The 24086-nt window shown below is 67.5% G+C and carries 26 protein-coding genes; 15 read left to right on the forward strand and 11 right to left on the reverse strand.

The window, feature by feature from the left end:
• Positions 1 to 130 precede the first annotated feature (130 nt).
• From ABD088_RS07740 to ABD088_RS07765, 6 genes are all read left to right on the forward strand, one after another.
• Positions 131 to 1720: a long-chain-fatty-acid--CoA ligase gene (locus ABD088_RS07740; protein WP_343901247.1), complete on the forward strand. Its 1590-nt coding sequence runs from the start codon at positions 131 to 133 to the stop codon at positions 1718 to 1720.
• Positions 1713 to 2465 carry an alpha/beta fold hydrolase gene (locus ABD088_RS07745; RefSeq protein ID WP_343901249.1) on the forward strand — a complete coding sequence of 251 codons (753 nt, stop codon included), beginning with the start codon at positions 1713 to 1715 and terminating at the stop codon, positions 2463 to 2465. Before ABD088_RS07740 ends, ABD088_RS07745 begins: the two co-directional genes overlap by 8 nt.
• 171 nt (positions 2466 to 2636) lie before the next feature.
• Positions 2637 to 3773: an aromatic ring-hydroxylating dioxygenase subunit alpha gene (locus ABD088_RS07750; RefSeq protein WP_343901250.1), complete on the forward strand. Its 1137-nt coding sequence runs from the start codon at positions 2637 to 2639 to the stop codon at positions 3771 to 3773.
• A 13-nt stretch (positions 3774 to 3786) separates the two neighbouring features.
• Positions 3787 to 4773, forward strand: coding sequence for a PDR/VanB family oxidoreductase (locus ABD088_RS07755; protein ID WP_343901252.1), 987 nt, complete (start codon positions 3787 to 3789; stop codon positions 4771 to 4773).
• Positions 4774 to 4881: 108 nt separating this feature from the next.
• Positions 4882 to 5364 carry a pyridoxamine 5'-phosphate oxidase family protein gene (locus tag ABD088_RS07760; RefSeq protein ID WP_343901254.1) on the forward strand — a complete coding sequence of 161 codons (483 nt, stop codon included), beginning with the start codon at positions 4882 to 4884 and terminating at the stop codon, positions 5362 to 5364.
• 99 nt (positions 5365 to 5463) lie between these two features.
• Complete coding sequence (locus tag ABD088_RS07765; RefSeq protein WP_343901255.1) at positions 5464 to 6006, forward strand: GNAT family N-acetyltransferase; 543 nt, start codon at positions 5464 to 5466, stop codon at positions 6004 to 6006.
• 31 nt (positions 6007 to 6037) lie between these two features.
• Here the strand turns inward: ABD088_RS07765 and ABD088_RS07770 are convergent, their stop codons facing one another.
• Positions 6038 to 6829 carry an SGNH/GDSL hydrolase family protein gene (locus ABD088_RS07770; protein ID WP_343901256.1) on the reverse strand — a complete coding sequence of 264 codons (792 nt, stop codon included), beginning with the start codon at positions 6827 to 6829 and terminating at the stop codon, positions 6038 to 6040.
• Positions 6826 to 7569, reverse strand: coding sequence for an SDR family oxidoreductase (locus ABD088_RS07775; protein WP_343901258.1), 744 nt, complete (start codon positions 7567 to 7569; stop codon positions 6826 to 6828). The genes ABD088_RS07770 and ABD088_RS07775 overlap by 4 nt, the downstream gene beginning before the upstream one ends.
• 89 nt (positions 7570 to 7658) lie before the next feature.
• Between ABD088_RS07775 and ABD088_RS07780 the strand changes: the two genes are divergently transcribed.
• The gene (locus ABD088_RS07780) at positions 7659 to 7997 is read left to right on the forward strand and encodes a YnfA family protein (protein ID WP_343901260.1); all 339 of its coding nucleotides are present in this window, start codon (positions 7659 to 7661) and stop codon (positions 7995 to 7997) included.
• A 15-nt stretch (positions 7998 to 8012) separates the two neighbouring features.
• Here ABD088_RS07780 and ABD088_RS07785 read toward each other — a convergent pair whose 3' ends face one another.
• A complete protein-coding gene (locus tag ABD088_RS07785; protein ID WP_343901261.1) occupies positions 8013 to 9251 on the reverse strand; it encodes an acyl-CoA dehydrogenase family protein in 1239 nt (412 codons plus the stop codon).
• Positions 9252 to 9541: 290 nt separating this feature from the next.
• Here ABD088_RS07785 and ABD088_RS07790 point away from each other — a divergent pair, with 290 nt between their 5' ends.
• Positions 9542 to 10798, forward strand: coding sequence for an acyl-CoA dehydrogenase family protein (locus ABD088_RS07790; RefSeq protein WP_343901262.1), 1257 nt, complete (start codon positions 9542 to 9544; stop codon positions 10796 to 10798).
• 18 nt (positions 10799 to 10816) lie between these two features.
• On the opposite strand, the gene ABD088_RS07795 is transcribed toward ABD088_RS07790, so the two are convergent.
• A complete protein-coding gene (locus ABD088_RS07795) occupies positions 10817 to 11263 on the reverse strand; it encodes an SRPBCC family protein (RefSeq protein WP_343901263.1) in 447 nt (148 codons plus the stop codon).
• A gap of 53 nt (positions 11264 to 11316) precedes the next feature.
• The gene (locus ABD088_RS07800; RefSeq protein WP_343901264.1) at positions 11317 to 12456 is read right to left on the reverse strand and encodes an ABC transporter permease; all 1140 of its coding nucleotides are present in this window, start codon (positions 12454 to 12456) and stop codon (positions 11317 to 11319) included.
• Positions 12457 to 12549: 93 nt separating this feature from the next.
• Between ABD088_RS07800 and ABD088_RS07805 the strand changes: the two genes are divergently transcribed.
• A complete protein-coding gene (locus ABD088_RS07805) occupies positions 12550 to 13143 on the forward strand; it encodes a TetR/AcrR family transcriptional regulator (protein ID WP_343901265.1) in 594 nt (197 codons plus the stop codon).
• Here ABD088_RS07805 and ABD088_RS07810 read toward each other — a convergent pair.
• On the reverse strand, positions 13131 to 13298 hold the full coding sequence (locus ABD088_RS07810) for a hypothetical protein (RefSeq protein WP_343901267.1): 168 nt from the start codon (positions 13296 to 13298) through the stop codon (positions 13131 to 13133). The two genes, ABD088_RS07805 and ABD088_RS07810, sit on opposite strands and share 13 nt — an antisense overlap.
• 93 nt (positions 13299 to 13391) lie before the next feature.
• Here ABD088_RS07810 and ABD088_RS07815 point away from each other — a divergent pair, with 93 nt between their 5' ends.
• Complete coding sequence (locus ABD088_RS07815; RefSeq protein ID WP_343901341.1) at positions 13392 to 14936, forward strand: long-chain-fatty-acid--CoA ligase; 1545 nt, start codon at positions 13392 to 13394, stop codon at positions 14934 to 14936.
• Here ABD088_RS07815 and ABD088_RS07820 read toward each other — a convergent pair.
• The 4 genes from ABD088_RS07820 to ABD088_RS07835 all read right to left on the reverse strand — a co-directional run bounded on the left by ABD088_RS07820 (position 14927) and on the right by ABD088_RS07835 (position 18559).
• The gene (locus ABD088_RS07820; RefSeq protein ID WP_343901268.1) at positions 14927 to 15424 is read right to left on the reverse strand and encodes a hypothetical protein; all 498 of its coding nucleotides are present in this window, start codon (positions 15422 to 15424) and stop codon (positions 14927 to 14929) included. The two genes, ABD088_RS07815 and ABD088_RS07820, sit on opposite strands and share 10 nt — an antisense overlap.
• 91 nt (positions 15425 to 15515) lie before the next feature.
• A complete protein-coding gene (locus ABD088_RS07825; protein WP_343901269.1) occupies positions 15516 to 16295 on the reverse strand; it encodes a carbon-nitrogen hydrolase family protein in 780 nt (259 codons plus the stop codon).
• Positions 16296 to 16334: 39 nt separating this feature from the next.
• Entirely contained in the window at positions 16335 to 17675 is a 1341-nt protein-coding gene (locus tag ABD088_RS07830) for an APC family permease (protein ID WP_343901270.1), read from the reverse strand.
• On the reverse strand, positions 17672 to 18559 hold the full coding sequence (locus ABD088_RS07835; RefSeq protein WP_343901271.1) for a carbon-nitrogen hydrolase family protein: 888 nt from the start codon (positions 18557 to 18559) through the stop codon (positions 17672 to 17674). Before ABD088_RS07835 ends, ABD088_RS07830 begins: the two co-directional genes overlap by 4 nt.
• Positions 18560 to 18650: 91 nt before the next feature.
• On the opposite strand from ABD088_RS07835, the gene ABD088_RS07840 reads away from it, so the two are divergent.
• Positions 18651 to 19427 (forward strand): FadR/GntR family transcriptional regulator, encoded by a 777-nt coding sequence (locus ABD088_RS07840; protein WP_343901273.1) that lies wholly within the window; start codon positions 18651 to 18653, stop codon positions 19425 to 19427.
• 17 nt (positions 19428 to 19444) lie between these two features.
• Here ABD088_RS07840 and ABD088_RS07845 read toward each other — a convergent pair whose 3' ends face one another.
• Positions 19445 to 20119, reverse strand: coding sequence for a GntR family transcriptional regulator (locus ABD088_RS07845; RefSeq protein ID WP_343901274.1), 675 nt, complete (start codon positions 20117 to 20119; stop codon positions 19445 to 19447).
• Between the two features lie 171 nt (positions 20120 to 20290).
• Between ABD088_RS07845 and ABD088_RS07850 the strand changes: the two genes are divergently transcribed.
• The 4 genes from ABD088_RS07850 to ABD088_RS07865 all read left to right on the forward strand — a co-directional run bounded on the left by ABD088_RS07850 (position 20291) and on the right by ABD088_RS07865 (position 24081).
• The gene (locus ABD088_RS07850; protein WP_343901275.1) at positions 20291 to 21697 is read left to right on the forward strand and encodes a purine-cytosine permease family protein; all 1407 of its coding nucleotides are present in this window, start codon (positions 20291 to 20293) and stop codon (positions 21695 to 21697) included.
• A 29-nt stretch (positions 21698 to 21726) separates the two neighbouring features.
• Entirely contained in the window at positions 21727 to 22383 is a 657-nt protein-coding gene (locus ABD088_RS07855; RefSeq protein ID WP_343901276.1) for a flavin reductase family protein, read from the forward strand.
• Between the two features lie 103 nt (positions 22384 to 22486).
• Entirely contained in the window at positions 22487 to 23080 is a 594-nt protein-coding gene (locus ABD088_RS07860) for a dihydrofolate reductase family protein (protein WP_343901278.1), read from the forward strand.
• A complete protein-coding gene (locus ABD088_RS07865) occupies positions 23077 to 24081 on the forward strand; it encodes an NAD(P)-dependent alcohol dehydrogenase (protein WP_343901279.1) in 1005 nt (334 codons plus the stop codon). The genes ABD088_RS07860 and ABD088_RS07865 overlap by 4 nt, the downstream gene beginning before the upstream one ends.
• The last annotated feature ends 5 nt before the right edge of the window (positions 24082 to 24086 follow it).

A 24086-nucleotide genomic window follows, 5' to 3' on the forward strand; every position in this document is an offset into this window, starting at 1 on the left:
ACGGGCGATTCCAAAACATGAAACCGGGTTCTGGAACCTCTAGTCTGGACGGTGAATGTCGCCTCCGTCACAGGTTCCAGGGTGCGGGCGGCAGGAAACCGACGAATACCGGAACACGTGAGGATCCCCCATGAGCATGAACGGACTGGCCAACCACTCGGAACTGACACCGTTGCGCTTCCTGCAGCGTTCGGTCGAGGTGTATCCCTCCCAGGAAGCGATCGTCCACGGGAAGCGGTCCTACGACTACGCCGCGTTTGGAGCCGAGGTGCAGCAGCTGGCCCGGGCGCTGGCGGCGCGCATCGACCCCGGCGATCGCGTCGCGGTGCTGGCCCCGAATATCCCGGAGATGCTCATCGCCCACTATGCGGTCCCGTTGGCAGGAGGAGTGCTGGTCGCGCTGAACACCAGGCTTTCGGCCCGGGAGCTTGCGTACATCATGGAGCACTCGGCCACGAAGCTGCTCTTCGTGGATTCCGCACTCCTGGATGCCGCGGCCGAGCTGCGGACCGCGATCCCCACCCTGGAGGAGCTCATCGAGATCCAAGACCCCGAGTTCTCCGGGACACGGCCGGATGTTGCCGTGGATTCCACGTACGGGGAATTCATCGCCACCGGCACGGGGCCGGATCTCGGCTACGCCATCGCCGACGAACGCGCCCCCATCACGCTCAACTACACCTCGGGGACCACCGGAAAGCCCAAGGGGGTGCTGTACTCGCATCGCGGCAGCTACCTGAACTCGATGGGGGAGGCCTTCCACCAGGGTTTTGATGCGCACACCCGCTACCTCTGGACCCTGCCGATGTTCCATTGCAACGGCTGGTGCACACCCTGGGCGGTCACCGCCGCCGGGGGCACCCACCTGTGCCTGCGCGCCGTGCGCGAGGACACCGTGTGGCAGGCGATCGACGAGCTGGACGTCACGCATCTGTGCGGGGCCCCGACCGTCTGTTCCATCATCGCCGATGCTCCCCGGGCCCACGTCCTGGATCGTGGCATCAAGATCACCACGGCAGGTGCGCCTCCGTCGCCGACCATCATCCGCAAGCTCCAGGCGCTGGGCATCGAGGTCGTCCACGTCTACGGCCTCACGGAGGTCTACGGCCCCTACACCATCTGTGAATACCAGGACGCGTGGGACGAATTGGACGTCGATGCCAGGGCCCAGAAAGTCTCCCGGCAGGGCGTGGGCATGGTCCAGGCCGAATCGGCACGCATCGTGGACACCGAGATGCAAGATGTGCCCGCCGACGGCGAAACCATGGGGGAAATCGTCCTCCGAGGGAACAATGTCATGATCGGCTACTACCGCGACGACGAGGCCACCGCTGCGGCATTTGCCGGCGGATGGTTCCATACCGGGGACCTGGGGGTCATGCATCCCGATGGCTACATCCAGCTCAAGGACCGGGCCAAGGACATCATCATTTCCGGCGGCGAGAACATCTCCACCGTCGAGGTTGAACAGGCATTGGCCGACCACCCGGAGGTCCTCGACGTGGCGGTGATCGGCGTGCCGGACGAAAAATGGGGCGAAACCCCGGTCGCCTATGTCATCCGGGCCAGCGGGTCGACGGTCAGCGCGGAAGCGCTGCAGCAGCATGCCCGCACGCTCCTGGCAGGATTCAAGGTCCCGAAGACCATCCACTTCTCGCAGGATCTGCCGCGGACGTCCACGGGGAAGGTGCAAAAGAACGTGCTGCGGAAGAATGCCTAGCGCCTTCCCTCCGGCGGCAGGACGAGGAGGAGATGTCGGATCCGGTTCCGAGGTGGTCTTCATTCCCGGCACCCTCATGCCGCCGTCGTGCTTCGACGCCGTGGCGACGCCGGACGGTGCCACCGCGACGTTGCTGGATTGGATGGACGCCGTCCGGCCGTGTGGGCTGGACGCCACGGTTGCCCACGTGATCGCGCAGCTCAACACGGGGAGTCCGACGATCCTGGTCGGCCACTCGACCGGCGGTGCCATTGCTGCGCTGACGGCGCTCAGCCGCCCGGACCTCGTGGCCGGGCTGGTGCTGATCAATTCGGGGCCCAACATGGTCGGTCATGGGGCCGTCGAGGGAATGCTGGAGCGGCTGACCGGCCCCATGGATGATGCCCTGTGGGACGGGTTTGCTCGCAAGAACGTCCCGCCCGGCAGCCCGGAGGGGTGGATCCACACGATGGTCGAGTACGGTCGGCGCATCGGCGGCGCCCAGACCGCCGCCATCCTTGCCGACCAGGCGGCCACTGACCTGTTGGAGTGCGAAGCGCTCGAGGATTTGCCGGTTGAGGTGCTGCACGGCGCCCTGGACGCCAAGCGATCCGTCGACGATGCGCGGGCCTGGTCCACGGTGTTCCCCGCAGCCCGGCTGACCGTGCTCGAAGGCTGCGGTCATACCCCGCCGTTGGAACGGCCGGACGTCGTGGCCGCTGCCATCCAGCGTCTGGTCAGGCGCATCCCCGTCACCGTCGCCTGAGTGGGCGTGTCCCGGCGCGCCCGCTGTCCGTCACGATCCCGCGCGCTGGGGACCCGATCTTGCCAACTATCTATGTTCATAGTTAGTCTGTGGTCCACGCCACACCACTATCAACATAGGTAGTCGCCCGGATGTGCTCGTCGTTCCGGAGGACTCATGAAGGGACCACCCATGACCGCCTTCGCCGCACCGCACACCGCTCCCGGGGGACCACCCGCGGAATCCGCAGGATCCACCACCGCCAAGGTCTTCAACTACCCGCTCAACGCCTGGTACGTCGCCGCCTGGGACCATGAGGTGACCCGCAAGCCGATGGCCCGGCGCATCGCCAACCAGCCGCTGGCCCTCTTCCGCACGGAGGACGGACGCCCCACCGCGCTCGCCGACGCCTGCTGGCACCGGCTGGCCCCGCTGTCGATGGGCAAGACCATTGGTGCCGACGGCATCCAGTGCCCGTACCACGGCATCGTCTACAACTCCGCGGGCCGCTGCATCTCCATGCCCGCCCAGGAGACCATCAACCCCAGCGCCACCGTGCCGTCCTACCCGGTGGTCGAGCGCTACCGCTACGTCTGGGTCTGGTTGGGCGATCCAACCCAGGCCGACCCGGACCTGGTGCCGGACATGTCGCAGATGGACTCCGGGGAATGGGCCGGCGACGGCGAAACCATCCAGGCCGCATGCAACTACCAGCTCATCCTGGACAACCTGATGGACCTCACCCATGAGGAGTTCGTCCACGCCTCCTCGATCGGCCAGGAAGAGCTCAGCGACTCCGAATTCGAGACCACCCATGACGGCAACCGGGTCACCGTCTCGCGCTGGATGTTCAATATCGACGCCCCGCCCTTCTGGCTGAAGAACATGCGCGACAAGTTCCCCGGCTTCACCGGCAAGGTCGACCGCTGGCAAATCATCCACTTCGAGGCACCCGGAACCATCCGTATCGACGTGGGCGTGGCCCAGGCCGGCACCGGAGCCCACGAGGGGGACCGCAGCCAGGGCGTCAACGGCTACGTCATGAACACCATCACCCCGGAAACCGACAGGACATCGCACTACTTCTGGGCATTCATGCGCAACTACCGGCTGGAGAGCCAGCTGATCACCACCCAACTGCGCGACGGCGTCCACGGGGTCTTCGGCGAGGACGAGACCATGCTCAAGGCCCAGCAGGAGGCCATTGACGCCAACCCGGACCACCAGTTCTACAGCCTGAACATCGACGCCGGGGGCATGTGGGTCCGCAGGATCCTGGAGAAGATGCTCGACGCCGAAGGCCGCCCGGCCGCCATCGCCCAGAAGTAGGACGGGGAACACCATGGCAGTGAACAGCACAGCAGTGTGGCAGGACGCCGTCGTCGTCGAGGCCGGCGACGTCGCCGAGAACATCCGTCGGATCGTGATCGAACCCGAGTTCCCGGTCCATGCAGCACCCGGCTCCCATCTGGACCTCATTGTTCCGATCCAGGGGGAACCGGCTACCCGTTCGTACTCCATCGTCGACTCCGTTGACGGCGGGCGTCGGCTGGCCATCAGCGTCTTCCGCGCACCGGCCTCGCGCGGTGGCTCCGTCCATATGCACACCCTGCAGCCGGGCGCCCGGCTGCGGATCACCCGGCCCCTGCAGAACTTCCCTTTGCGCGTCGGGGCTCCCCGCTACGTCCTGCTCGCCGGAGGGATCGGCATCACGGCGATCGCCCACATGGCCCGGGTGCTGAAGTCCATCCAGGCCGACTACCGGCTGGTCTACGCCGGCCGCAGCCGGGATGCGATGGCCTATCTCGCCGATCTCGAGGCCGAACACGGCGACCGGATCTCCGTCCAGGTCGATGCCGAGGGGACGGCGTTGAAGGTACCGGACCTCCTCTCCTCGCTGGAAGCTGGAACCGAACTGTACATGTGCGGGCCCATCCGCCTCATGGACGCCGTCCGGCGCGGCTGGATCGATGCCGGGCTCGACGCTCCCAACTTGCGCTATGAGACCTTCGGGAACTCCGGCTGGTACGACCCGGAGGAGTTCACCGTACGGATTCCCCGCCTGGGCGTCGAGACAACTGTCGGGGCTGGCAGCTCCATGCTCGAGGCGCTCGAAGAGGTCGGAGTGGAGATGATGTTCGACTGCCGCAAGGGCGAGTGCGGCCTGTGCCAGGTCAAGATCCTCGACCTGGACGGCACCGTGGACCACCGCGATGTCTTCTACAGCAAACGGCAACAGGATGCGGCCTCGCAGATGTGTGTCTGCGTCTCCCGGGTGGCGCGTCCGGGCGCGGAGGGCGGCGCCGTCGTCACCGTCGACGTCGGCTGAACTGCTGCGTCCCACCCTCGAACCCGTGACGTGGACGCTCGGGGGACGTAGCGTGGGCCGTGCACCGTCCGGTGCCCGAGGACCCACACCCCAGGAAAGGGTGATCGCATGACTGAGAACGATCCGATGATCCGGCTCGCGACGCTGCTCCGAGAAGCCGACACTGCGATGCTGACCACCGTGTCGACGGACGGCAAGCTGATCAGCCGTCCGATGACCACGCAGGATACCGACTTCTTGGGCGACCTCTGGTTCGTCTTTTCCAAGGAATCCCCGCAGGCTTCCCAGATCCAGAAGGCCGCGGAGGTCAACGTTGCCTTCGAGACCAAAAATACCTGGGTCTCCATTTCGGGCAGCGGACACATCGTGGAGGACCGGATCAAACTCGAGGAGCATTGGACCTCCGCCATGGATGCCTGGTTCCCCCATGGCATCGACTCACCGGAAGTCGCCCTGCTGCGGGTCGAGGTCGAATCCGCCCAATACTGGGAGACAAAGGCCGGACCGCTCACCGCGGTCATCGAGAAGATCAAGGCCCGCGGATCGGACGAACAGCCGGATATCGGCCAGTCCCAGAAGGTCGAATTCTAGGAACCGTCCCGGAGCACGCCAGCCGGGTCCCGGCGTCGTGCTCTGCAGTGCATCGGTGGGACGGCCCAGTAGCAGCGGTCACCCGGTAGCATCGGTTTCGTGATCCCTGCCATCCAGCTTGCCGATGGGTTTGTCCTGCGACCGACCACGCCAGAAGACGCGGCGGCGGTGGCCGATGCCCACCGCCGGAACCGGGACTACCTGCAGCCGTGGGAGCCGGTCCGCCCCGAGTCGTTCTACACCGAGGCCGGCCAGCAAGCCCTGCTGGGCCAGCAGATGCAGGACCGGGAAGCGGGGCGGTCGTTGCCGTTGGCGTTGTTCGACGCGGATGCGGTGATCGGCCAGGCGACCCTGTCAGGCATCACCCACGGGGCCTTCGAAAGCGCCGCCGTGGGGTATTGGATCGACGAGCAGTACCAGGGCCGGGGCATCATGACCAGCACCCTGAAGGCGGTCATCGAGCTAGCCCGCACCGTGCTGGGGCTGCACCGGCTCGAGGCCCAGACCTTGCCGGGGAACCAGAGGTCCCAACGTGTCCTGCACCAGCTCGGCTTCGAGCACATCGGGTTTGCCCCGCGCTACGTGCGCATTGCCGGCCGGTGGCAGGACCATGAGATGTTCCAGCTCATCCTGCACGACTGAGACCGGCGGTAGCGGTGTGGGCGGGGGAGCCTCAGCCTGCGACGGTGGCGAGGACGGCGTCGGCGACGGCACGCATTCCCGCCGCATTGGGGTGGAACGAGGAAGCCAACGCGCTGGGCCGCGGACCCAGGGAGTTCACCCACGGCTCCGCGGCCCCCACGCCGTGGGACACGCTGAGCGTCGAGGCCCGCACCAGGCCCGCGCCCGTGGACGCCGCGGCGGTCTCGAACGCCCGTGCCACCTCAGCGCCGATGGCCCGGATCTGTTCCACGGTGGCCCGGTCGAACGGGACATCCCGTCCCGGTTCGGTGTCCTCGCCCAACAGGGTCAGGTAGTCCACCAGGACCACTCGGGCTCCCGGTGCCCGGTGCCGGGCCGCCTCGACGACGCGGGACAGCCCGTCCGCGGCCTGCCGCACCTCGGTCGCGGAGGGCCGGGGGACCCGGGGTGCGGGGAAGCGGCGGGCGACCGGGCCGATCCACCGGTTGCCGCGCAGCGACCCGGTCACCGCACACCGGAGCAGCGAACCCACGTAGTGCAGATCGTTGCCACCTGCAGTGACGGTGATGAGGTCGGCGTCCGGCGGCAGCAGGCCCAGCTGGGGCGGGAACGAGCGCAGTCCCACCCGTTGGCGGCGCTCCAGGATGGTGGCCGTCGTGGCCCCGGAAACGCTCAGATCGGTGATGCGCGCCCCGAGGTCCCCGGCCAGCAGGTGCGCGTAGTTCCTGCCAGATTGGCGGGCCGCGGCGTCGACCACGGGGTCGATGCCTGGCCCGGCGGCGAAGGAACTGCCGAGCCCGGCCACCTGCCGGTAGCCGCTCACGGGGTCGCCCGCGCCCGCAGGTACTCGGTGAACTTCTGGCGTCCATAGGGCTCCCCGGGCACCAGGTTGGCACCGGCGTCGAGCCCCTTGAACGCCCGCAGGAACGGCAAGCGGATCCGGACCGCGGGGCGTCGCCCGCCCCGGGCCGCGCGCCACTGCCGGTACAGCTCACCGACGTCGAGCTGCTCGGGGCCGCCGATGTCATCCACGCGGCCCTGCGGGTCGCCGGCGGCCAGTTCGGCCAGCCGCTGCGCCACCTCGGGCACGGCGATCGTCTGGAACCTGGCCGCCGGCGCGAAGACCACGGGCAGGCGGCGCTGGGCGGAGAAGAGCTGGTCGATCAGCGGGTGGAATTGCGTGGCACGCTGGATGGTCAGCGGTACCCCGGAGGCCCCGGCGATCTTCTCGATCTGAAGTCGCTGGTCGTAGTACGGCAGGGGGATGTCCTCGATCCCGACGATCGAGATCAGCACCAGGTGCCCCACGCCGGCGCGTTGGGCCGCGGCCGTGAGGTTGCGGGCCAGCCGCAGGTCCTTCCCGCCACCGGTCTGCGCACAGTGCACGATCGTGTCGACCCCGCGCAACGCCTCGTCCAGCCCCTGGCCGGTGAACAGATCGGCGGGGCGCAGCCCCTGGCGGCCGGTGCTGGAGGAACCGGAGGCGTCCTGGCCTGCGGCGCGGAGGGCGGAGAGCGTCGGGGCGCCGAGTTGCCCGGTGGCCCCGGTGACGAGGATGGTCATGATGGTCCTTTCGGGTTCCCTGGTCCCAGTCTGCCGCCGGATGCCGGAATGCGGTAGCTGCCGGCGGACGAGTAGAGAAGACTGGGACCATGAACATCACCAAGTCGGTCGTCCTCTTCGTCCTCGCAGCGGTCGCGGAGATCGGCGGGGCGTGGCTGATCTGGCAGACCGTGCGGGAGGACAAGGCCTGGTGGCTGGCTGGACTGGGCGTCATGGCGCTGGGCGCCTACGGGTTCGTCGCCACCCTGCAGCCGGAGGCCAACTTCGGGCGCATCCTGGCGGCCTACGGGGGAGTGTTCGTCGCCGGATCGCTGGCCTGGGGGATGGCCATCGACGGCTTCCGCCCCGACCGCTGGGATGTGGTCGGGGCGATGATCTGCCTGGTCGGCGTCGCGGTCATCATGTTCATGCCCCGCGACGCCGCCTGAGCGCGGATCGCCGGCTCAGGTGTACCAGGACGGTTCGGGCAGCCGGCCGATGAGCTCGTATTCGCCGACCTCGCGGCGCTTGTGCGCCACCGGATCATGCAGCGAGTGCGTGCGGATGTTCCGCCAGTAGAGGTCCAGGCCCACGGCGTTCGAGGTGGCGCGCGCCCCGGTGAGCTCGAAGATCCGGTTGGTCGTCTCCAACGCCACGTCGTTGGCTACCTGCTTGGCGGCGGCAATCCGCACGGCCACCTGCCCGCGCGCCTCGGCGGTCACCTCCCCGCGCGGGGCGTGCAGCAGGGCCGAGAGCTCGGCATCCACCGCCTCCGCCAGCGCCTGCCCGGCCCACAGACGCGAACGCAGTTCACCGTAGGCGGCCAGGATGTAGGGGTCCTGGGTGGCCGATTCCTTCGGGTCCGACGTGTAGGGCCAGGCGCGCGTCCGCTCCCGCGTGTAGGTCCCGGCAGTGGCCAGCGCCCCCTCGGCGATGCCCAGGTAGATGGCGGTGAAGATCTGCTGGATCAGCGGCACGTTCAACGTGTTGTAGACCAGCGGCTGGAATTCCTTGTCCACAAAGCCTGCGGCCTCCGCCCAACTGATCTCCACATCGGTGATCGTCACGCCCCCGGATTCGGAGAGCCGCTGGCCCAGGTTGTCCCAGTCGCCGGCGAACACGATGCCCTCCTGCGCCGTGGGGACGATCGCGAACACGTGCTCCCCGGTCGGCAACGCCCCTTCGAGGACCACCAGGTCGGCCACCCGGGCCCCGGTGCTGAAGGACTTGCGGCCGGTGAACACCAGGGTGTCGCCCCGGTCCTGGACCGCCAGATCGTTGTCGCGTGGGTTCACCGCCCCGCCGAAGAACAGGTTCGCCGTCGTGTAGAGCTCCTCGACGGCGGCAATCTGTCCGTCGGTGCCGACCAGGCGCACGGCCCAGGCCCAGAGCAGGTGGTAGCCCAGCAGCTGCCCGATCGACGCGTCCCCGGCGGAGACCGCGCGGATGCTGCGCAGCGCCGTCGTCCACTCCTGCCCGCCGCCGCCGTGTTCTGCGGGTGCCAGCAGCAGGGTGAGGCCGGAGTCCTTGAGCAGCTGGACCTCGGCGTCGGGTTTGGCCCCGGCCCGGTCGCGCTCCAACGCATCGACGGCCAGGATCGCGGCGACCTCCTCGGCCCGGGCGATCCAGGCGGCCGGCGTGGCCGGCGTCGGCTGGCCGGTCCAGGGCGAGGTGGCCAGTGCCTCGGTAAGCGTAGTGGTCATGGGTGGTCCCTTCGTCGAGGGCGTCGTGCGCCCGGTTCGTCATCGGTGCACCCCACGCTAGGAACCGGGGCGGCTGCGCAACAGCAGATGACCGGGATGGACGTCCCGCGACCGATTGTGTCCCTGGGTGACGTCGAAAAGTCACAGTACGACGGCGGCACCAGCAGTTTCCGGGGTGTCCCCACGTCATCTCCGGTCACCGGCCGTCATGCGCCGTCACGGTGCCCCGACGCGCCCTGACGGAGGCTAGTTTCGGCAGCAGGAGCCACGAACCAACGCCAGGAGCAACCATGACCCAGCAGACCGCCGAACCCACCACCGCGTCCTACCCGGAGCTGGCCGCCCGCTTCCGCCCCATCTTCGGGCGCATCGCCGCGGGTGCCTCCCAACGGGAAAAGGACCACGAGCTGCCCGCCGCCCAGATCCGCGAGCTGGCCGACGCCGGCTTCGGCGCATTGCGTGTGCCCGCCGAACACGGCGGCCTCGGCGCCTCCCTGCCACAACTCTTCGCACTGCTGACCGAGCTGGCCGCCGCCGACTCGAACATCGCCCAGGCCCTGCGCGCCCACTTCGCCTTCGTCGAGGACCGCATCCTCGCCGAGCCCGGTCCGGGGCGGGATGTCTGGCTGGATCGGTTCGTGCGTGGGGAACTCGTCGGCAACTCGTGGACCGAAATCGGTGCCGTGGAGGTCGGACAGGTGCAGACCAAGGTCGTCCCCGCCCCGGATCTGGGACCGGGGAAGTTCCGGGTGAACGGGACCAAGTTCTACTCCACCGGCAGCATCTTCGCCGACTGGATCGACGTCTACGCCGAACGCACCGACACCTCCACCCGCGTCATCGCCGCCGTCGACGCCCACCAGCCCGGGGTGCGGCACGGCGATGACTGGGATGGCTTCGGCCAGCAGACCACCGGCTCCGGATCCTCCACGTTCACCGACGCCGTGGTGACGGAGGAAAACCTCATCGACTTCGAGACCCGGTTCAAATACCAGACGGCGTTCTACCAGACAGTGCTGCTGGTGGTGCAGGCCGGCAGCATCCGGGCGGCCCAGCGCGAGTTCTCCGACGAGGTCCGCGCCCGGACCCGGACCTTCAGCCACGCAGCGGCGCCGGTGTGGCGCGAGGATCCGCAGATCCTGCAGGTCGTGGGCGAACTGGCCGCCGCCGGGTTCGCCGGCGAGGCGATCGTCGACAAGGTGGCCGCTGCCCTGCAGGACGCCCACGACGCGGCGCTCCAGCTGCGGGCCGGGGAGATCACCGGCGACCAGGAGGAGCAGGTGAACGACGCCGCCGAACTGGCCTCGGCGGAGGCCCAAGTGGCGCTGACCCCGCTGTCGGTCAACGCGATTTCACACGCCTTCGACGCCCTGGCCGCCTCGGCGACGTCCACCACGAAGAACCTGGACCGGCACTGGCGCAACGCGCGGACTGCCTCGAACCACAACCCGTACGTCTTCAAGGCCCGCCTGGTGGGGGACCTGTCGGTGAACGGGACCGCGTTGCCCCGGGTCTGGGCGATCGGGGCTTCGACCGCGGCCAAGTAGGCGGCGGCTTGGCCGCGGCTAGTGGGAGCCTTGGAAGTGCGCGGCCAGGCGGTCCAACGTGCGTTCGATGTTGCCCGGTGTGCTGCGGGTGAAGCCCATCAGCCGCAGGATCCACTGGTGTTTGATGCGTGAGGCGTCCCAGGTCTCGCTGACCAGTGTCCCGCCGGGCGCTTCCGCCAGCTCATAGCGCCAGCGGTGGCCATTGAAGTGGCGCCACGCGATCTGGCGGTCCTCCTCGAACTCCACGACGGTGTTCTGGATCCGGTATGGAACGCCCAGTCGCATGTCCATCCCGAACTCGGATCCCAGGGCGAGCCGCTGGGGAGCCGCGTCGCGTGAGGCCTTCACGGTCCCCGATCCGTCGATGAGCGCGTGCTGTGCCGGGTCGGCCAACAGGTCGAACACCGCGGCGGGCGGGGCAGCAACCAGGCGCTGGCGGGTGACGAAATACGGGGTTTGTTCCATGGGCCATTCCTACGCTGTGGTGGTTGCCGGATGCAACTTGGGGCGTGTGATCCCTAGGCGAGGTGTTTCGCCGTCGTCCCCGCCCCGGTGGCTGCCTCACGGCCGGCGACGGCTTCTGCGTCCGCGGCCAGCGGCTTGGCGTGCCTGCCGGCTTCCCCGGCGGCCACGTCGGCATCCGTGGACCCCGCGACGTGGACGACTTCCTGGTTGCGGAAATGTCCGGCGAGGGTGAAGACCACGCCCAGCAGCGCCCAGCCCGCCAGCACCAGCCAGGAGAAGGTGGCGTTGGCGTCGGGGAAGTAGGAGATGTCCTTCAGCAGGCTGGTCGAGGCGCCCGGGACAAACCATTGCCCGATGACGCCCGAGGGGCCCGGCAGGAACTGCGGCGGGACGTTGGCACCCGAAATCGGATTCGCCACCAACATGGTCAGGACCGCGCCCACCGGGATGCCCGGTGTGCCGATCAGTGCATTGAGCCCCACGATCAGCGAGCTGGTCCCCAACAGTGCCAGCCCGGAGGCCAGCACGTTGAGCAGTGCGTTGCCCTGCAGGACCCCGTACATGCCCTGCATGAACACGGTGATGACCACGCCGCCCACCAGGGCGTAGACCACCAGGGCGGTGATGCGGCGCCGGTTGCCGACGACCACCAGGGAGACCAGGATGCCGCCGAGCATCCCGCCCATGGCCAGCGGGAACGAGGCCAGGGCGAGGCCTGACCCGTTCGCGTCGGCCTGGACCAGCGGCACGATGTCGGAGAAGGCCACCTGTGGTGTCGGCTGGTGGGCGGCCCCCGCGGCCTTCGAGAGCTGGCCCTGGAGCTGCTGGCTGACGCCCTGGAGGATCTGCGTGATGGCGGCGCCGTTGGCTCCTCCGTCGAGGACCTCGGGCTTCGCGCCCAGGATGATGGCTCCGTAGGCGTCGCGCGTCTGGATGCGGTCCACGGCCTCATCGCGGCTGCCGACGGTGGTGATCTCGAAGACTCCGTCGGTGTTCTGCTCCAGCGCCTGGGTCACCTGCTGGACCTGGGCGTCGGGCCCGGAGATGGCCACCGGGATGTTCTTGGGCGACGCGTTCAAGCCCGGCCAGGTGAAGGCCAGCAGGATGATCCCCACGATGGCGGCGGCGGCGAAGGCGAGCACGAAGACGCGCGGCCACTTGGTGTGGGGCGTCTGGACGCTGGTGTTGGACATGAGAGGTCCTCGCTAGTAAAAAGAATGAACGTTCTCTATAGTGGGCGTTGAGGGAAATGCTGTCAAGAACGATCATTCTTTTTCGAGGTGGACATGCCGAAGGTCACTGACGACTACCGCCGGGCCCGCCGACTGGAAATTAGCCAGGCGGCCCTGCGGTGCTTTGCGCGCAAGGGATTCCAGGCCACGTCCATGGCTGACATCATTGCCGAATCCGGCCTCTCCGCCGGGGCCATCTACGGGAACTTCAAGAACAAGGACGAGCTCATTGCCCGGGCCGTGCGCGAAGTGCTCGAAGACCAGCTGTCCATCATGGACCAGCTGCACGACGACGGCAGGGTGCCCCCGCCGCGGGAGATCATGACCCGTTTCATCAGCGGGGTGACCAGGGGCCTGGGGGACCTCGGGTTGATCGTCCAGATCTGGGCGGAGTCCACGACTGACCCGGGATTGCGGGTGGCTGCGGAATCGGCGGCCGTCGGGCTGCGGTCGATGTTCGAGGATTACGCGCTGGCCTGGTTGACCCGCCCGGAGGCGGAGGGTGTTCCGGAGCCCGAGGTGCGGGCCCGTCAGTATGGTTCGGTCATGCTCGGGCTGTGCCAGGGGTTCATCGTCCAGTCCACGCTGGTCGGGGATTTCGACGCCGACACCTACCTGGCGGGGCTGGATGCCCTTCAGTTGCCGTAGGAGTCGTTCGCGGAGGCGTTGTCGGCCTGGTTTCCGGAGGCTTGTCCCGCCGTCGAGCTGGCGAGAACGGCGAAGCAGCAAACCCCCAGAACTGAAATGACGGGCCCGGGCGAGGTGACGTCATCACCGATGAACTCATACCCTCGCAGGGCCATTCCCTCCGGAATCTGGAACTGAGTTTCTTGACTTGAACCCCAGTTTCATTACACACTGATGTGACACAGACCACCCTGATCAGAGGAGCGGCGATGTTCGCCACCATGTCAGTTGCTGCCATCCTGGCAGAATCCGCCCACCGCTTCGCCGATCGTCCGGCAGTGACCCTGGGAGGCGAATCGGTCAGCTACGCCGATCTCTGGGACCAGACGCGTGCCTATGCGGGGGCGCTGCGCGATGCCGGCGTGGAGCAGGGCTCGAGGGTTGCCGTGTTGATCCCGAATGTCACCGACTTTGCCCGCACCTACTACGCGGTGCTGGCCTTGGGCGGGACGGTCGTCCCGATCCACGCGCTGCTCAAGCGCCACGAGATCGAATACATCCTGCGCGACGCCGAGGCAGGACTGCTGGTGTGCGCCGCCCCGTTGCTGGAGCAGGGTGCGCTGGCTGCCGAGGCTGCCGGGGTCGATGTCCTGACAGTGCTGGCTCCCGAGGGAGCGGAACATCCGCGGCTCGAGGACCGTGCCGCCGCCGCGGAACCGATCGACACCTACTTGCCCATGCGCCCGGATGACATCGCCACGATCCTCTACACCTCGGGCACCACCGGCAAGCCCAAGGGTGCGCTGGGTTGCCACTTTGCCCTGCTCGAGCAGGTCAACGTCCTGTTGACCAGCACCTTTGATTTCCGTGAGGGCGACCGGATCTTCGGCGGCCTTCCGCTGTTCCATACCTTCGGCCAGACCGTCGTCCTGAACGCTGGACTGCGTGCCGGAGCCGAGATCCTCCTGCTGCCCAAGTTCACGCCGACCGCGGCCCTGGACATGGTGATCGACGAGAAGATCGAGATCTTCTGCGGGGTGCCGACCATGTACCTCGCGCTGCTGCAGGCCTTCCGCGACCGGCCGGAGAAGCCGACGGCGTTGCGCTATGCGGTCTCCGGTGGGGCTTCGCTGCCCCTGGCCGCCTTGGAAGCCTTCGAGGAGAACTTCGGCTCGACCATCTACGAGGGGTATGGCCTGACGGAGACCTCCCCGGTGGCGTCGTTCAACCACGTTGGCCGTCCGCCGGTGCCCGGCACGGTCGGGACCCCCGTCTGGGGCGTCGACGTCGAAATCGCTCGCCCCGAGGTCTTCGACGCCATCGAACTGCTGCCGCGCGGGGAACTCGGCGAGCTCGTGGTCCGCGGACACAACCTCTTCGCCGGTTACCTGAACCGCCCCGAGGCGACCGCCGAAGCGGTGGTCGACGGGTGGTTCCGCACAGGGGACCTGGGCACCAAGGATCAGGACGGGTACCTGCGGATCATGGACCGCAAGAAGGACATGATCGTGCGCAACGGCTACAACGTGTACCCCCGTGAGGTCGAGGAGTACCTGATGAAGCACGCGGAGATCTCCAACGTCGCAGTCTTCGGCATCGACGATGAGATGCACGGCCAGGAAGTCGTCGCGGCAGTGACCCTCGTACCCGACAGCCAGGTCACACCGGAGGCGATTCGCGATTACGCCGCCGACGGGTTGGCAGCCTACAAGTTCCCCCGCGTGGTGCGGATCGTCAGCGAATTCCCGGTCGGACCCAGCGGAAAGATCCTCAAGCGCGAGCTGGTCGCCCACTACACGAAGGATCAGGACTGAAGTCCCTCGGCCGGCGTTCCCGATTGGCGTCGACGGAGCCTGGCGCGTCCGAATGAACTGCCCACCACATCTACGCAGTAGCCGAGGCCAAACACCAGCATCAAGGACGGGATGCGTCCCACCGTCAATGTACTGTGCAGGGCGGAATTCTGATCGGAGAGGATCGGAAGCACATCGGCGACGTACCAGCCATTAACTACCTGTTGCTGCGGCGCGCCCTCCGCTGACGCGTCGTTGATGGTCTTCCGGGCATCGGCAGCTGAGACCTGGGAGACCCAGTTCTCAGCGTCCTCACCGCTGGGGGCAGCGAACCAAACGATCACTGCCGTGACTGCAACGATCAGCCACACCACGGCGCGGAAGGTGTCGGGTTCGAAGCGTGGGAGCCTTTTCGCCGCGGTACCCCGTGCGGGGACGGGAACTTGGCCGAAAGGATTTGCTGCGGACTGCGAGTGGGCAGGGGCGGGTACGGCCGGGTCGTGCGACATGAGGGCTCCAAGGGAACGATGCGGGTGATGGCGAATCCACTGATGCGCCACCACGAGACTAGCGCCGCAGGGGGACAGAATGGCTCCGGGGTCAGAGCCGGCGCTGGGTGGCGACGGGGAAACTCCGGCGGGCCAGCGCCACTTGGTCCGGGTCGATGTCCACGAGGAGCAGTTCCGGGCCGGTGCCGAGGCTCCCCACCACGGAGCCGAAGGGGTCGATGACAGAGCTGTGCCCCACCGAAACCGGCGCCGCCTGGCAGCCCCCGATGGCAAAACTGCAGGTCTCGATGGCCCGGGCCGCCGTGAGCACCTCCCATTGGCGGGTCTTGCCGGGTCCGGGGACCCAGGAAGCACAGACCAGCAGGACATCGGCTCCGGCATCGGCCAGGGCACGGGAGTGCTCGGGGAAGCGCAGGTCGTAGCAGGTCTGCAGCCCGAAGCGCAGGCCGTCGAGCTCGAACACCACCGGGCTGGGAGTCGGAGCGGGCTGGATGTGATCCGATTCGGCATGGCCCTGGGCGTCGAAGAGGTGGATCTTCCGGTAGGACGCGCGGAGCTCGCCGGTGTCGGTGAAGGCGACCAACGTGTTGAAGGCCCGGCCTGGCTGCGTGCCCGTTTCGATGACCCCGGCGACCAGGGCCACCGCATGCGCGGCGGCGATCCGCCCCAGCTCGGTGCACACCCGCCCGTCCAGGGCCTCGGCAGCCTCGACGAAGGAGGCGTCGACCGCCTTCTTCTCATACGTCGCGTACTCCGGAAGGACCAGCAGCCGGGCCCCGTCCCGCGAGGCCCGCGCCGCGAGGGCCTCGATGGAGGCCAGGTTGGCATCGACGTCGTGCCCCGAGTCCATTTGGCCGACGGCAATGCGCATCCTGGGTCCCTTCCTGGAGTCCTGCGGTGGTGTGGGTATCTAGCCTGCCATGTCCTCGGAGGCCATCTCCGGTGGTGCCGTCCGGAATCCGTGGGTGATGAAGCCGAGCACCACGACGCCGACGACCAACCAGATCACGCCCAGGGTCAGCGCGTGGACGTCGAGCTGGGAGAGCAGGAAGGCGCAGATCACGGCGCCGATGGAGGGGATCACGACCCAGCTGAAGACATTCAGCCGGTACCCGGCCCGCTGGGCCCGCACATAGTGGAACACGACGGAGACGTTGACCAGGGTGAAGGCGGTGAAGGCGCCGAAGTTGATGAACGACGTCGAGGTGGCCACGTCCATGAAGATCGCGATCAACCCGACGGCACCGGCGATGACCAGGTTCACCACGGGGGTGTGGAAGCGGGCGTTGAGCCGGCCGAAGACCGCCTTGGGCAGGACCGAGTCGCGGCCCATCGCGTAGAGCAGGCGGGAGGCGCTGGCCTGGGCGGCGAGCCCCGAGGCGAACTGCGCCACGACCAGTCCTGCCAGGAACACCGCGCCGAAGAAGGTCCCGCCGATCTGCAGGGCGATGGAGCTGGCTGCGGAGGAGGAATCGTCGAAGACGCCGCCGGGATGGACCAGCTGGGTGGTGTAGGAGACGATCACGAAGATGCCGCCACCGATCAGGGCGATGAGCATGATGGCGCGCGGCATGTTCTTGCGCGGCTCGATGGTCTCCTCGGTCAGCGTGGTCACTGCGTCGAACCCCAGGAACGAGTAGGCGGCGATCGCTGCCCCCGCGGTGATGGTGCCGAAGCTGGACGTGGGGTTGGAAAACGGTCCGGCGCTGACCAGGCCGCCGGCCCCTGCGCCGGAGGCCACATGGGAGATCGACAGGGCGACGAAGAAGACGATGACCAGCAGCTGGAAGGCCATGAGAATGTAGTTGGCCTTGTCGGCGACCTGGATGCCCAGGACGTTCAGTGCGGTGGTGATGGCGATGAACCCGATGATCCACACGGCCATGGGGATGCCCGGGAACTGGGCGTTGAGGTAGGAGCCGCCGATCAGCCAGATCACCATGGGCAGGAACAGGTAGTCCAACAGGATCGCCCAGCCCACCAGGAACCCCGCGCGCGGGTCGATGGAGCGGCGCACATAGGTGTAGGCGGAACCGGCAACGGGGTGGGTGATGGCCATCCGCCCGTAGCTGTGGGCGGTGAACAGCATGGCGATCATCGCCACGAGATAGGCCGCGGAGGAGGCGCCGCCGGTTTCCTCGGCGATCACCCCGAAGATGCCCAACACGATCAGTGGCGTCAGGTAGGCCAACCCGAACAGGACCAGCGAGGGCAGCTTCAGGGTGCGGGTGAGGGCCGGTGCGTTGCTCATGCGTTGCTCCTGGGGGTTCGGTGCGTCGGGGTCCAGCTGGCGGGGTTGATGCGCCCGTCGTAGACCGGAAGGTGGATGGGCGCCTCGCCGGGCCGGAACTGCGACCACATGCGGTTCACCCCCGCCGTGCCGTTCGTGCGCACGCGGTCGATGGCGGTGAGGTCCAGCTCGACGAAGAGCAGCTCGGGGTCGGCGCCCGCCGCCTCGGCGAGCACCTCGCCCTCGGGACCCACGATGATGCTCTGGCCCCGGCCCACGGGCCCGGCGCAGTTCACCGAGACCAGGAAGACCTGGTTCACGATGGCGTTGGCCCGCGCCAGCACCAGCTCCTGGGCGCGGTCCGCGGTGGTGGTCTTCACGACGTTGAGGATGACCTCGGCCCCCATCCAGGCCAGCTGGCGGGTGGTTTCGGGGTACCAGGCGTCGTAGCAGATGTTCAGGCCCACGGTGGTGTTCTCCAGCTCCGCGGTGGCGAACTCCGCTCCCGGGTCGTAGGGCTCGTGGGGGCGCCACGGGAAGATCTTGCGGTACGTGCCGGCGATCCGGCCGTCGGGGGCGATGACCAGTTCGGTGTTGAACAGCTCGCCGGCCGGTCCGCGCTCGCAGACGCTGCCGGGAACCAGCCAGATGCCCAGGTCCCGGGCGATCTCCCGCAGGCCATGCACGCGCGGGCCGTCCAGCGGCTCGGCGGCGCCCTGCAGCGCCTCGGTGCGCTGCAGATCCGGGGATCCGTCCCCGAACAGATGCAGCTCGGGGAAGACCACCAGCCGCGCCGTGGGATGGGCGGCCAGGACCTCGGAGACCTCGGCCGCGAAGTCCGCGAGGGGTGTGCCGATCAGGCGGGGCGGCGCCTGGACGGCGACGAGGGGAAGTGTCGAGGGCATGTGCGACTCCGAACGTTGTTGTGACTCGGAACATAATAGATCACAATGAACGAATAGAAAACATGTCCGACGACGGACCTAGGGTAAGGGGATGAGCGTGCCCGACGAAGTTCCCGCCGGCGGGGAGGACGCCTCGGCGCAAGCGGAAGGCGAGTCGCCCATCGGCGGCGCCGTACTGGCCGGCATCGAGAGGATCACCGCCATCGACGCCGTGCGTACGCGCATTGGGGTGGCCGTTTCGTTGGGGCTGCTCAAACCGGGGGAGCGCCTGCCGGATCAGCAGGAAGTCGCTGCCGGCCTCTCGGTTTCCACGATCACGGCCCGTCGGGCGATGACCAGCCTGGCCGACGAGGGCATCGTGGTGCGCCGGCGTGGCCGCCATGGTGGGACCTTCGTGGCCGACGAACCACCGGTTGAGGCCCTGCGGGCGCTCGCCGTGGGGTCCACCGACTTCGAGGCAGTGCACCAGCTCGTGGACCGGCGGGTGCTCTTCGAATGTTCGGTCACGCATTTCGCGGCGTTGGCCGCCACGGAGGGCCAGTTGGCCGAGCTCGATCAGCTGGCCGCGAAGATGGCGGCCTCCGCGACCTGGGCCGAATACCACCAGGCCGACGAGCATTTCCATCGATTGGTCGGCACGGCGGCCGGGATGAACGGCGCCACGGAGCAATATCATCGCACCCTGGCCGAGCTCTACGCCTACTTCATCCCGTATCCGATCCATGAACTGCATGCTGCCAACGCCGACCATGTCGAACTGGTGGCCGCCCTTCGTGACCGGGATGTGGTGCGGTCCGTGGAGATTTCCCGGCGCCATGTCGACGTCCTGCACCGCACCATGTTCATGGGGCTGCTCGAGGCGACCTGATTCCGCCCCGTATCCCTTCAGGACGCCGGGGTGGAGGCCTTTCCCGTGCGCGGTGAGGGGGCGAGGCTGCCGTAGGCGAATTCGACGAGATAGTCATTCAGGGCGGTGGAAGCGGTGGTAGCGCCCGTCTCGTCGGCCGCGAGAATCGCCTGGAGGATCCTTTGGTGGAGTCGTGCTCCCACGTGGATGTGGTGTTCCGGGTCCCGCATGTGTGCGATCCAGAATCTTCGGGACAATGCCTGGGCCGGGGCCAATGCCTCGGAGACATAGTCGTTGTCGGCGGCTGCGGTGATCAGGTGGTGCGTTGTGCTCACGGTCTCGAGGTAGGACACCAATGTGAAGGTCTCCTCCTTCAAGCGGCGCACCATGGCCGTCATGTGCTCCCGATCATCTGCCCCGGCCCGCTGGCAGGCCAGGGTGACCGCGAGGACCTCCAGGGCGCGGCGCATTTCCAGCAGCCGCAGCTGGGACTCCACGGAGGTGGCGGGGATGAGCACCCCCTTGTTCGGGTGGATCTGCACCATCCGTTCACGTGCCAGGCGCTGCAGGGCCTCGCGGATCGGGGTGCGGCCATACCCGGTCATTTCGGTCAGGCGTGACTCGGAGACCAGCGACGCCGGGGCAATCTCCTGGAAAACGATCATCCGTTCCAACTCCGCGTACGCGCTTTCGGCCTTCCCCATGGCTGGCATCTCCGACCTCCCGTGACTGTTCCCCAATGTGACGGGGGAGTGGAACCCCCCTGGCACCAACGTAGGTGACAACCCATTGACTTCTTGTGATCTTACCCATATGTTACCGATATATCGGTTGCACATCGCTTTCCTGACGGGCAGCCCGACCCCTTGATACGGAGGCTTCCCTTGAACACCCCACCCCGGATAGAGAAACGCACCATAGATTTCATCCCGGACGCCGAGCGGCACGGCTCACCCCGGAGCCTGTTCTTCGTCTGGTTCGCCGCGAACACCTCCATCACGGCGGTGGTGACCGGTTCGCTGTTCGTCGTCTTGGGGAACTCCGCCCTGTGGGCCATCCCGGCCGCGGTGATCGGCAATATCCTGGGCGGGTTCGTCACGTCGCTGCACTCGGCCCAAGGGCCGGTTCTCGGTGTTCCCCAGATGATCCAAAGCCGGGCGCAGTTCGGCTACTACGGAGCGATCCTGCCGCTGATCCTGTCCCTGATCATCTACCTCGGCTTCTATGCCACCGGACTGGTACTCGGAGGCCAGGCCATCGGGGATCTTCTCCACATCCCCACCCAGGCGGGCGCCATCATCTTCGCGGCGCTCTCGACGCTGCTCGCCATCGTCGGCTACCGGTACATCCACAAGTTCTCCAAGGTGGCCACCGCGTTGAGCGCACTGGTCTTCGTCGTGCTGTTCATCCGCATCCTGGCCGGTCCCGGCGCCGGGATGTTGACGCAGGATGCCGGCTTCGCCATGGCTCCCTTCGTGCTGGGGATATCCCTGGCCGCATCCTGGCAGTTGACGTTTGGTCCCTACATTGCCGACTACTCCAGGTACCTGCCCCGCAACACCTCCAAGAAGGCCACCATGGGCTGGACCTTTGCCGGAAGCGTCATCGGCGGCTCCCTGGCCATGACGCTGGGCGCCCTCGGCGCCACGCTGGGCGGGGACAGCTTCAGCGCCAACCAGGTGGGATACCTTGCCGACCTGGGCGGAAAATTCGCCTGGCTGGTCCTCCTGGCCGTGATCTGCGGCAAGCTCACCGGCAACACGCTGAGCACCTATGGCGGATTCATGTCACTGGCGACCATCGTCACCGCGATCACCCGCACCGAACTGGTGGGACGAGTGGGGCGGACCATCTACATCCTGCTCATTTCGGCGGCGGCCCTGGGCCTGGCCCTGGCGGCGACCAACAACTTCGTCTCCACCTTCACGAACTTCCTGTTGTTCCTGCTCTACTTCATGACGCCGTGGTCGGCCATCAACCTCGTCGACTTCTACTGGGTCCGCAAGGAGCGCTACAACGTCGAGGCCCTCTTCCAGCCCGATGGCGAATACGGCAAGGCCAACATCGTGGCCATCGGCGCCTACATCGCCGGCGTCCTGGTCCAGATCCCCTTCATGAACAGCTCGCTATACGTTGGCCCGATCGCCGACTGGCTCGGCGGGGCAGAAATTGCCTGGCTGATCGGCCTGGTCGTCTCCGGCGCCGGCTACTACGTCTTCTCACCGGCACGGAAGGCCCTTCGGCAGTACCCCGGCGCCCACGACACCGACCTGATGAACCCCACCCGCTAAGCACCTCACCGATCCCGATAAGGAACCTCATGAAATACGATCCGCGTACCGAAAAAAGCCCGCTGCCCTTCGCCCCGTTCAAGGCGCTCACCGTTCCCCGACCCATCGGCTGGTTGTCCAGCACCAGCGTGGACGGCGTCGACAACATCGCCCCCTACAGCCAGTGGCAGAACCTGACCTTCGATCCGCCCATGGTGATGTTCGCGGCCAACCAGTATCCAGACGGTCGACGCAAGGACACCGTCATCAACGCCGAGGAAACCGGCTGGTTTGTCTGGAACATGGCCACGTGGGACCTCCGTGAGGCGGTCAACACCAGTGCGATGGCACTGCCCCGCGGGGAAAGCGAATTCGACCGGTTGAACATCACCCGGCGCAGCGCCGAATTGTCCGCGGCGCCCATGGTGGCCGAGAGCCCCTTCCACTACGAATGCAAGTACCTCTCGACCCACCGGCTGCCCGGCAACTCCAAGGTCGGGAGCATCGACGTCGTCTACGCAACCGTCGAGCGGATCCACCTCGACGAGTCGGCGCTGACCCCCGACGGACGGATCGACATCCCCAAGGTCAAGCCCATTGCCCGCATGGGCTACTACGACTACACGGTCGTCACGGACACCTTCGAGATGCGCGTTCCGCAGTCGGATGCCGATGAAATGGCGGGCCTGGCGGGCCAGCCCGCCTGATCCAGGGGGCATGGAGTGCCCTCCGTCCCGCGGTCGGCGCGTGGCTCTTCCCCGTGCCGACCGCCCGCCGGTAGTGTCGGGGGAACCGAACGGGAGGCAGTCCATGCGCGAACTGGTCTACTACATCGCCGTATCCATTGACGGCTACATCGCCGGGCCGGGCGACGAGATCGACTTCTATCCCAGCTCGGACGAGTACATGGCCCATATGCTCGCCGAGTACCCGGATACGATCCCGTCCCACATCCGCTCCCAGGTGGGCCTGGCGGACGCGCCGTTGAAGACGTTCGACACGGTGGTGATGGGGCGGCGCACCTATGAACCGGCGATCGCCGAAGGCATCACCAGTCCCTACTCCCACCTGCGCCAGGTCGTCGTCTCGCGCAGCATTCAGCAGCTGGATCCCGCGGTGGCCGTGGTGTCACAGGACCCCGTGCGGGCGATCCGGTCGCTGAAGTCCGAGGACTCCCCACTGGACATCTACCTGGCCGGCGGCGGGGAACTTGCCGGTGTGCTGTTGCCGGAGATCGACAGGATCATCGTCAAGCAATATCCGGTGGTCGCCGGTGCCGGCCGATCGGCCTTCTCCGGGGCATTTGCGCCGACGCTCTTCGAGCTCGAGGACCTCAGGAGGTTCGACGGCGGCAACGCGATCATGACCTATACCCGCCGCCCGGCCGAGAAGGGGCAAGCATGAAGAACCCCAGTGCCGTCCTGCGCGGCATCCGCGAGGTCGCCATCGAGGACCGGCCCGTCCCGGTGCCCGCGTCCCACGAAGTCCTGGTCGCCGTCAGGGCCACGGGCATCTGCGGTTCGGACGTGCACTACTACGAGCACGGGAGGATCGGCGATTTCGTCCTGGAGGCGCCGATGGTCATCGGCCACGAATCGGCGGGCGTCATCACGGCGGTGGGCAGCGACGTCGATGCCGGGCGCGTCGGCGAGACGGTCGCGCTCGAACCGGGGGTCCCATGTCGACGCTGTGAGCAGTGCCGGGCCGGGCGTTACAACCTGTGTCCCGACGTCGTCTTCTTTGCCACCCCGCCCGTGGATGGGTCGATCGCCGGGTTCGTGGTGATCGACGCCGACTTCGCGCACCGGGCCCCCGACGGGTTGGCCTTCGAGCAGGCAGCCATGGCCGAACCGGTCTCCGTGGGCGTCTGGGCCGCGCGCAAGGCGGGCATCACTGCCGGGGATCGGGTGCTGGTGACAGGGGCCGGTCCCATCGGGCTCTTCGCGGCACAGGTGGCGCGGGCGCAGGGCGCCGCCGAGGTCACGATCACCGACCTGAGTGGGTACCGGCTGAAGGTGGCCCGGGAGCTGGGTTTCCAGACGGCGTCGGCCGATAGCGATCTGCCTGGTGGCCACACCGTTTTGCTGGAATGTTCGGGCGCCGGCCCGGCAGTGGAGTCGGGCCTGCGGGCGCTGGCTCCCGCCGGGCGGGCCGTGCTGGTGGGCATGGGAGCTGACCAGGTCTCGATCAGCGTCCCCCTCGTGCAGGGGCGCGAGCTCTCCATCACGGGGGTCTTCCGCTACGCCAACACCTACCCCACGGCGCTGGCGCTGATTGCCTCGGGTGCCGTGGCCACGGATCCGCTGATCACCCATCGGTTCACCCTGGAGCAGACGGAGTCGGCCCTGACCCTGGCACGCCGCGCACCAGAATCCCTGAAGGCAGTCGTCCTGCACGGCGGCTAGCCCGA

The sequence above is a fragment of the Arthrobacter rhombi genome, assembly GCF_039526245.1.
Lineage (GTDB): Bacteria > Actinomycetota > Actinomycetes > Actinomycetales > Micrococcaceae > Arthrobacter_H > Arthrobacter_H rhombi.

What these genes read in the sequence shown, in the direction of transcription:
- ABD088_RS07740 (WP_343901247.1), top strand. Translation starts at nt 131, where the DNA reads ATGAGCATGAACGGACTGGCCAACCACTCGGAACTGACACCGTTGCGC.
- ABD088_RS07745 (WP_343901249.1), top strand. Translation starts at nt 1,713, where the DNA reads ATGCCTAGCGCCTTCCCTCCGGCGGCAGGACGAGGAGGAGATGTCGGA.
- ABD088_RS07750 (WP_343901250.1), top strand. Translation starts at nt 2,637, where the DNA reads ATGACCGCCTTCGCCGCACCGCACACCGCTCCCGGGGGACCACCCGCG.
- ABD088_RS07755 (WP_343901252.1), top strand. Translation starts at nt 3,787, where the DNA reads ATGGCAGTGAACAGCACAGCAGTGTGGCAGGACGCCGTCGTCGTCGAG.
- ABD088_RS07760 (WP_343901254.1), top strand. Translation starts at nt 4,882, where the DNA reads ATGACTGAGAACGATCCGATGATCCGGCTCGCGACGCTGCTCCGAGAA.
- ABD088_RS07775 (WP_343901258.1), bottom strand. Translation starts at nt 7,569, where the DNA reads ATGACCATCCTCGTCACCGGGGCCACCGGGCAACTCGGCGCCCCGACG.
- ABD088_RS07780 (WP_343901260.1), top strand. Translation starts at nt 7,659, where the DNA reads ATGAACATCACCAAGTCGGTCGTCCTCTTCGTCCTCGCAGCGGTCGCG.
- ABD088_RS07785 (WP_343901261.1), bottom strand. Translation starts at nt 9,251, where the DNA reads ATGACCACTACGCTTACCGAGGCACTGGCCACCTCGCCCTGGACCGGC.
- ABD088_RS07790 (WP_343901262.1), top strand. Translation starts at nt 9,542, where the DNA reads ATGACCCAGCAGACCGCCGAACCCACCACCGCGTCCTACCCGGAGCTG.
- ABD088_RS07795 (WP_343901263.1), bottom strand. Translation starts at nt 11,263, where the DNA reads ATGGAACAAACCCCGTATTTCGTCACCCGCCAGCGCCTGGTTGCTGCC.
- ABD088_RS07800 (WP_343901264.1), bottom strand. Translation starts at nt 12,456, where the DNA reads ATGTCCAACACCAGCGTCCAGACGCCCCACACCAAGTGGCCGCGCGTC.
- ABD088_RS07805 (WP_343901265.1), top strand. Translation starts at nt 12,550, where the DNA reads ATGCCGAAGGTCACTGACGACTACCGCCGGGCCCGCCGACTGGAAATT.
- ABD088_RS07810 (WP_343901267.1), bottom strand. Translation starts at nt 13,298, where the DNA reads ATGGCCCTGCGAGGGTATGAGTTCATCGGTGATGACGTCACCTCGCCC.
- ABD088_RS07815 (WP_343901341.1), top strand. Translation starts at nt 13,392, where the DNA reads ATGTTCGCCACCATGTCAGTTGCTGCCATCCTGGCAGAATCCGCCCAC.
- ABD088_RS07820 (WP_343901268.1), bottom strand. Translation starts at nt 15,424, where the DNA reads ATGTCGCACGACCCGGCCGTACCCGCCCCTGCCCACTCGCAGTCCGCA.
- ABD088_RS07825 (WP_343901269.1), bottom strand. Translation starts at nt 16,295, where the DNA reads ATGCGCATTGCCGTCGGCCAAATGGACTCGGGGCACGACGTCGATGCC.
- ABD088_RS07830 (WP_343901270.1), bottom strand. Translation starts at nt 17,675, where the DNA reads ATGAGCAACGCACCGGCCCTCACCCGCACCCTGAAGCTGCCCTCGCTG.
- ABD088_RS07835 (WP_343901271.1), bottom strand. Translation starts at nt 18,559, where the DNA reads ATGCCCTCGACACTTCCCCTCGTCGCCGTCCAGGCGCCGCCCCGCCTG.
- ABD088_RS07840 (WP_343901273.1), top strand. Translation starts at nt 18,651, where the DNA reads ATGAGCGTGCCCGACGAAGTTCCCGCCGGCGGGGAGGACGCCTCGGCG.
- ABD088_RS07845 (WP_343901274.1), bottom strand. Translation starts at nt 20,119, where the DNA reads ATGCCAGCCATGGGGAAGGCCGAAAGCGCGTACGCGGAGTTGGAACGG.
- ABD088_RS07855 (WP_343901276.1), top strand. Translation starts at nt 21,727, where the DNA reads ATGAAATACGATCCGCGTACCGAAAAAAGCCCGCTGCCCTTCGCCCCG.
- ABD088_RS07860 (WP_343901278.1), top strand. Translation starts at nt 22,487, where the DNA reads ATGCGCGAACTGGTCTACTACATCGCCGTATCCATTGACGGCTACATC.
- ABD088_RS07865 (WP_343901279.1), top strand. Translation starts at nt 23,077, where the DNA reads ATGAAGAACCCCAGTGCCGTCCTGCGCGGCATCCGCGAGGTCGCCATC.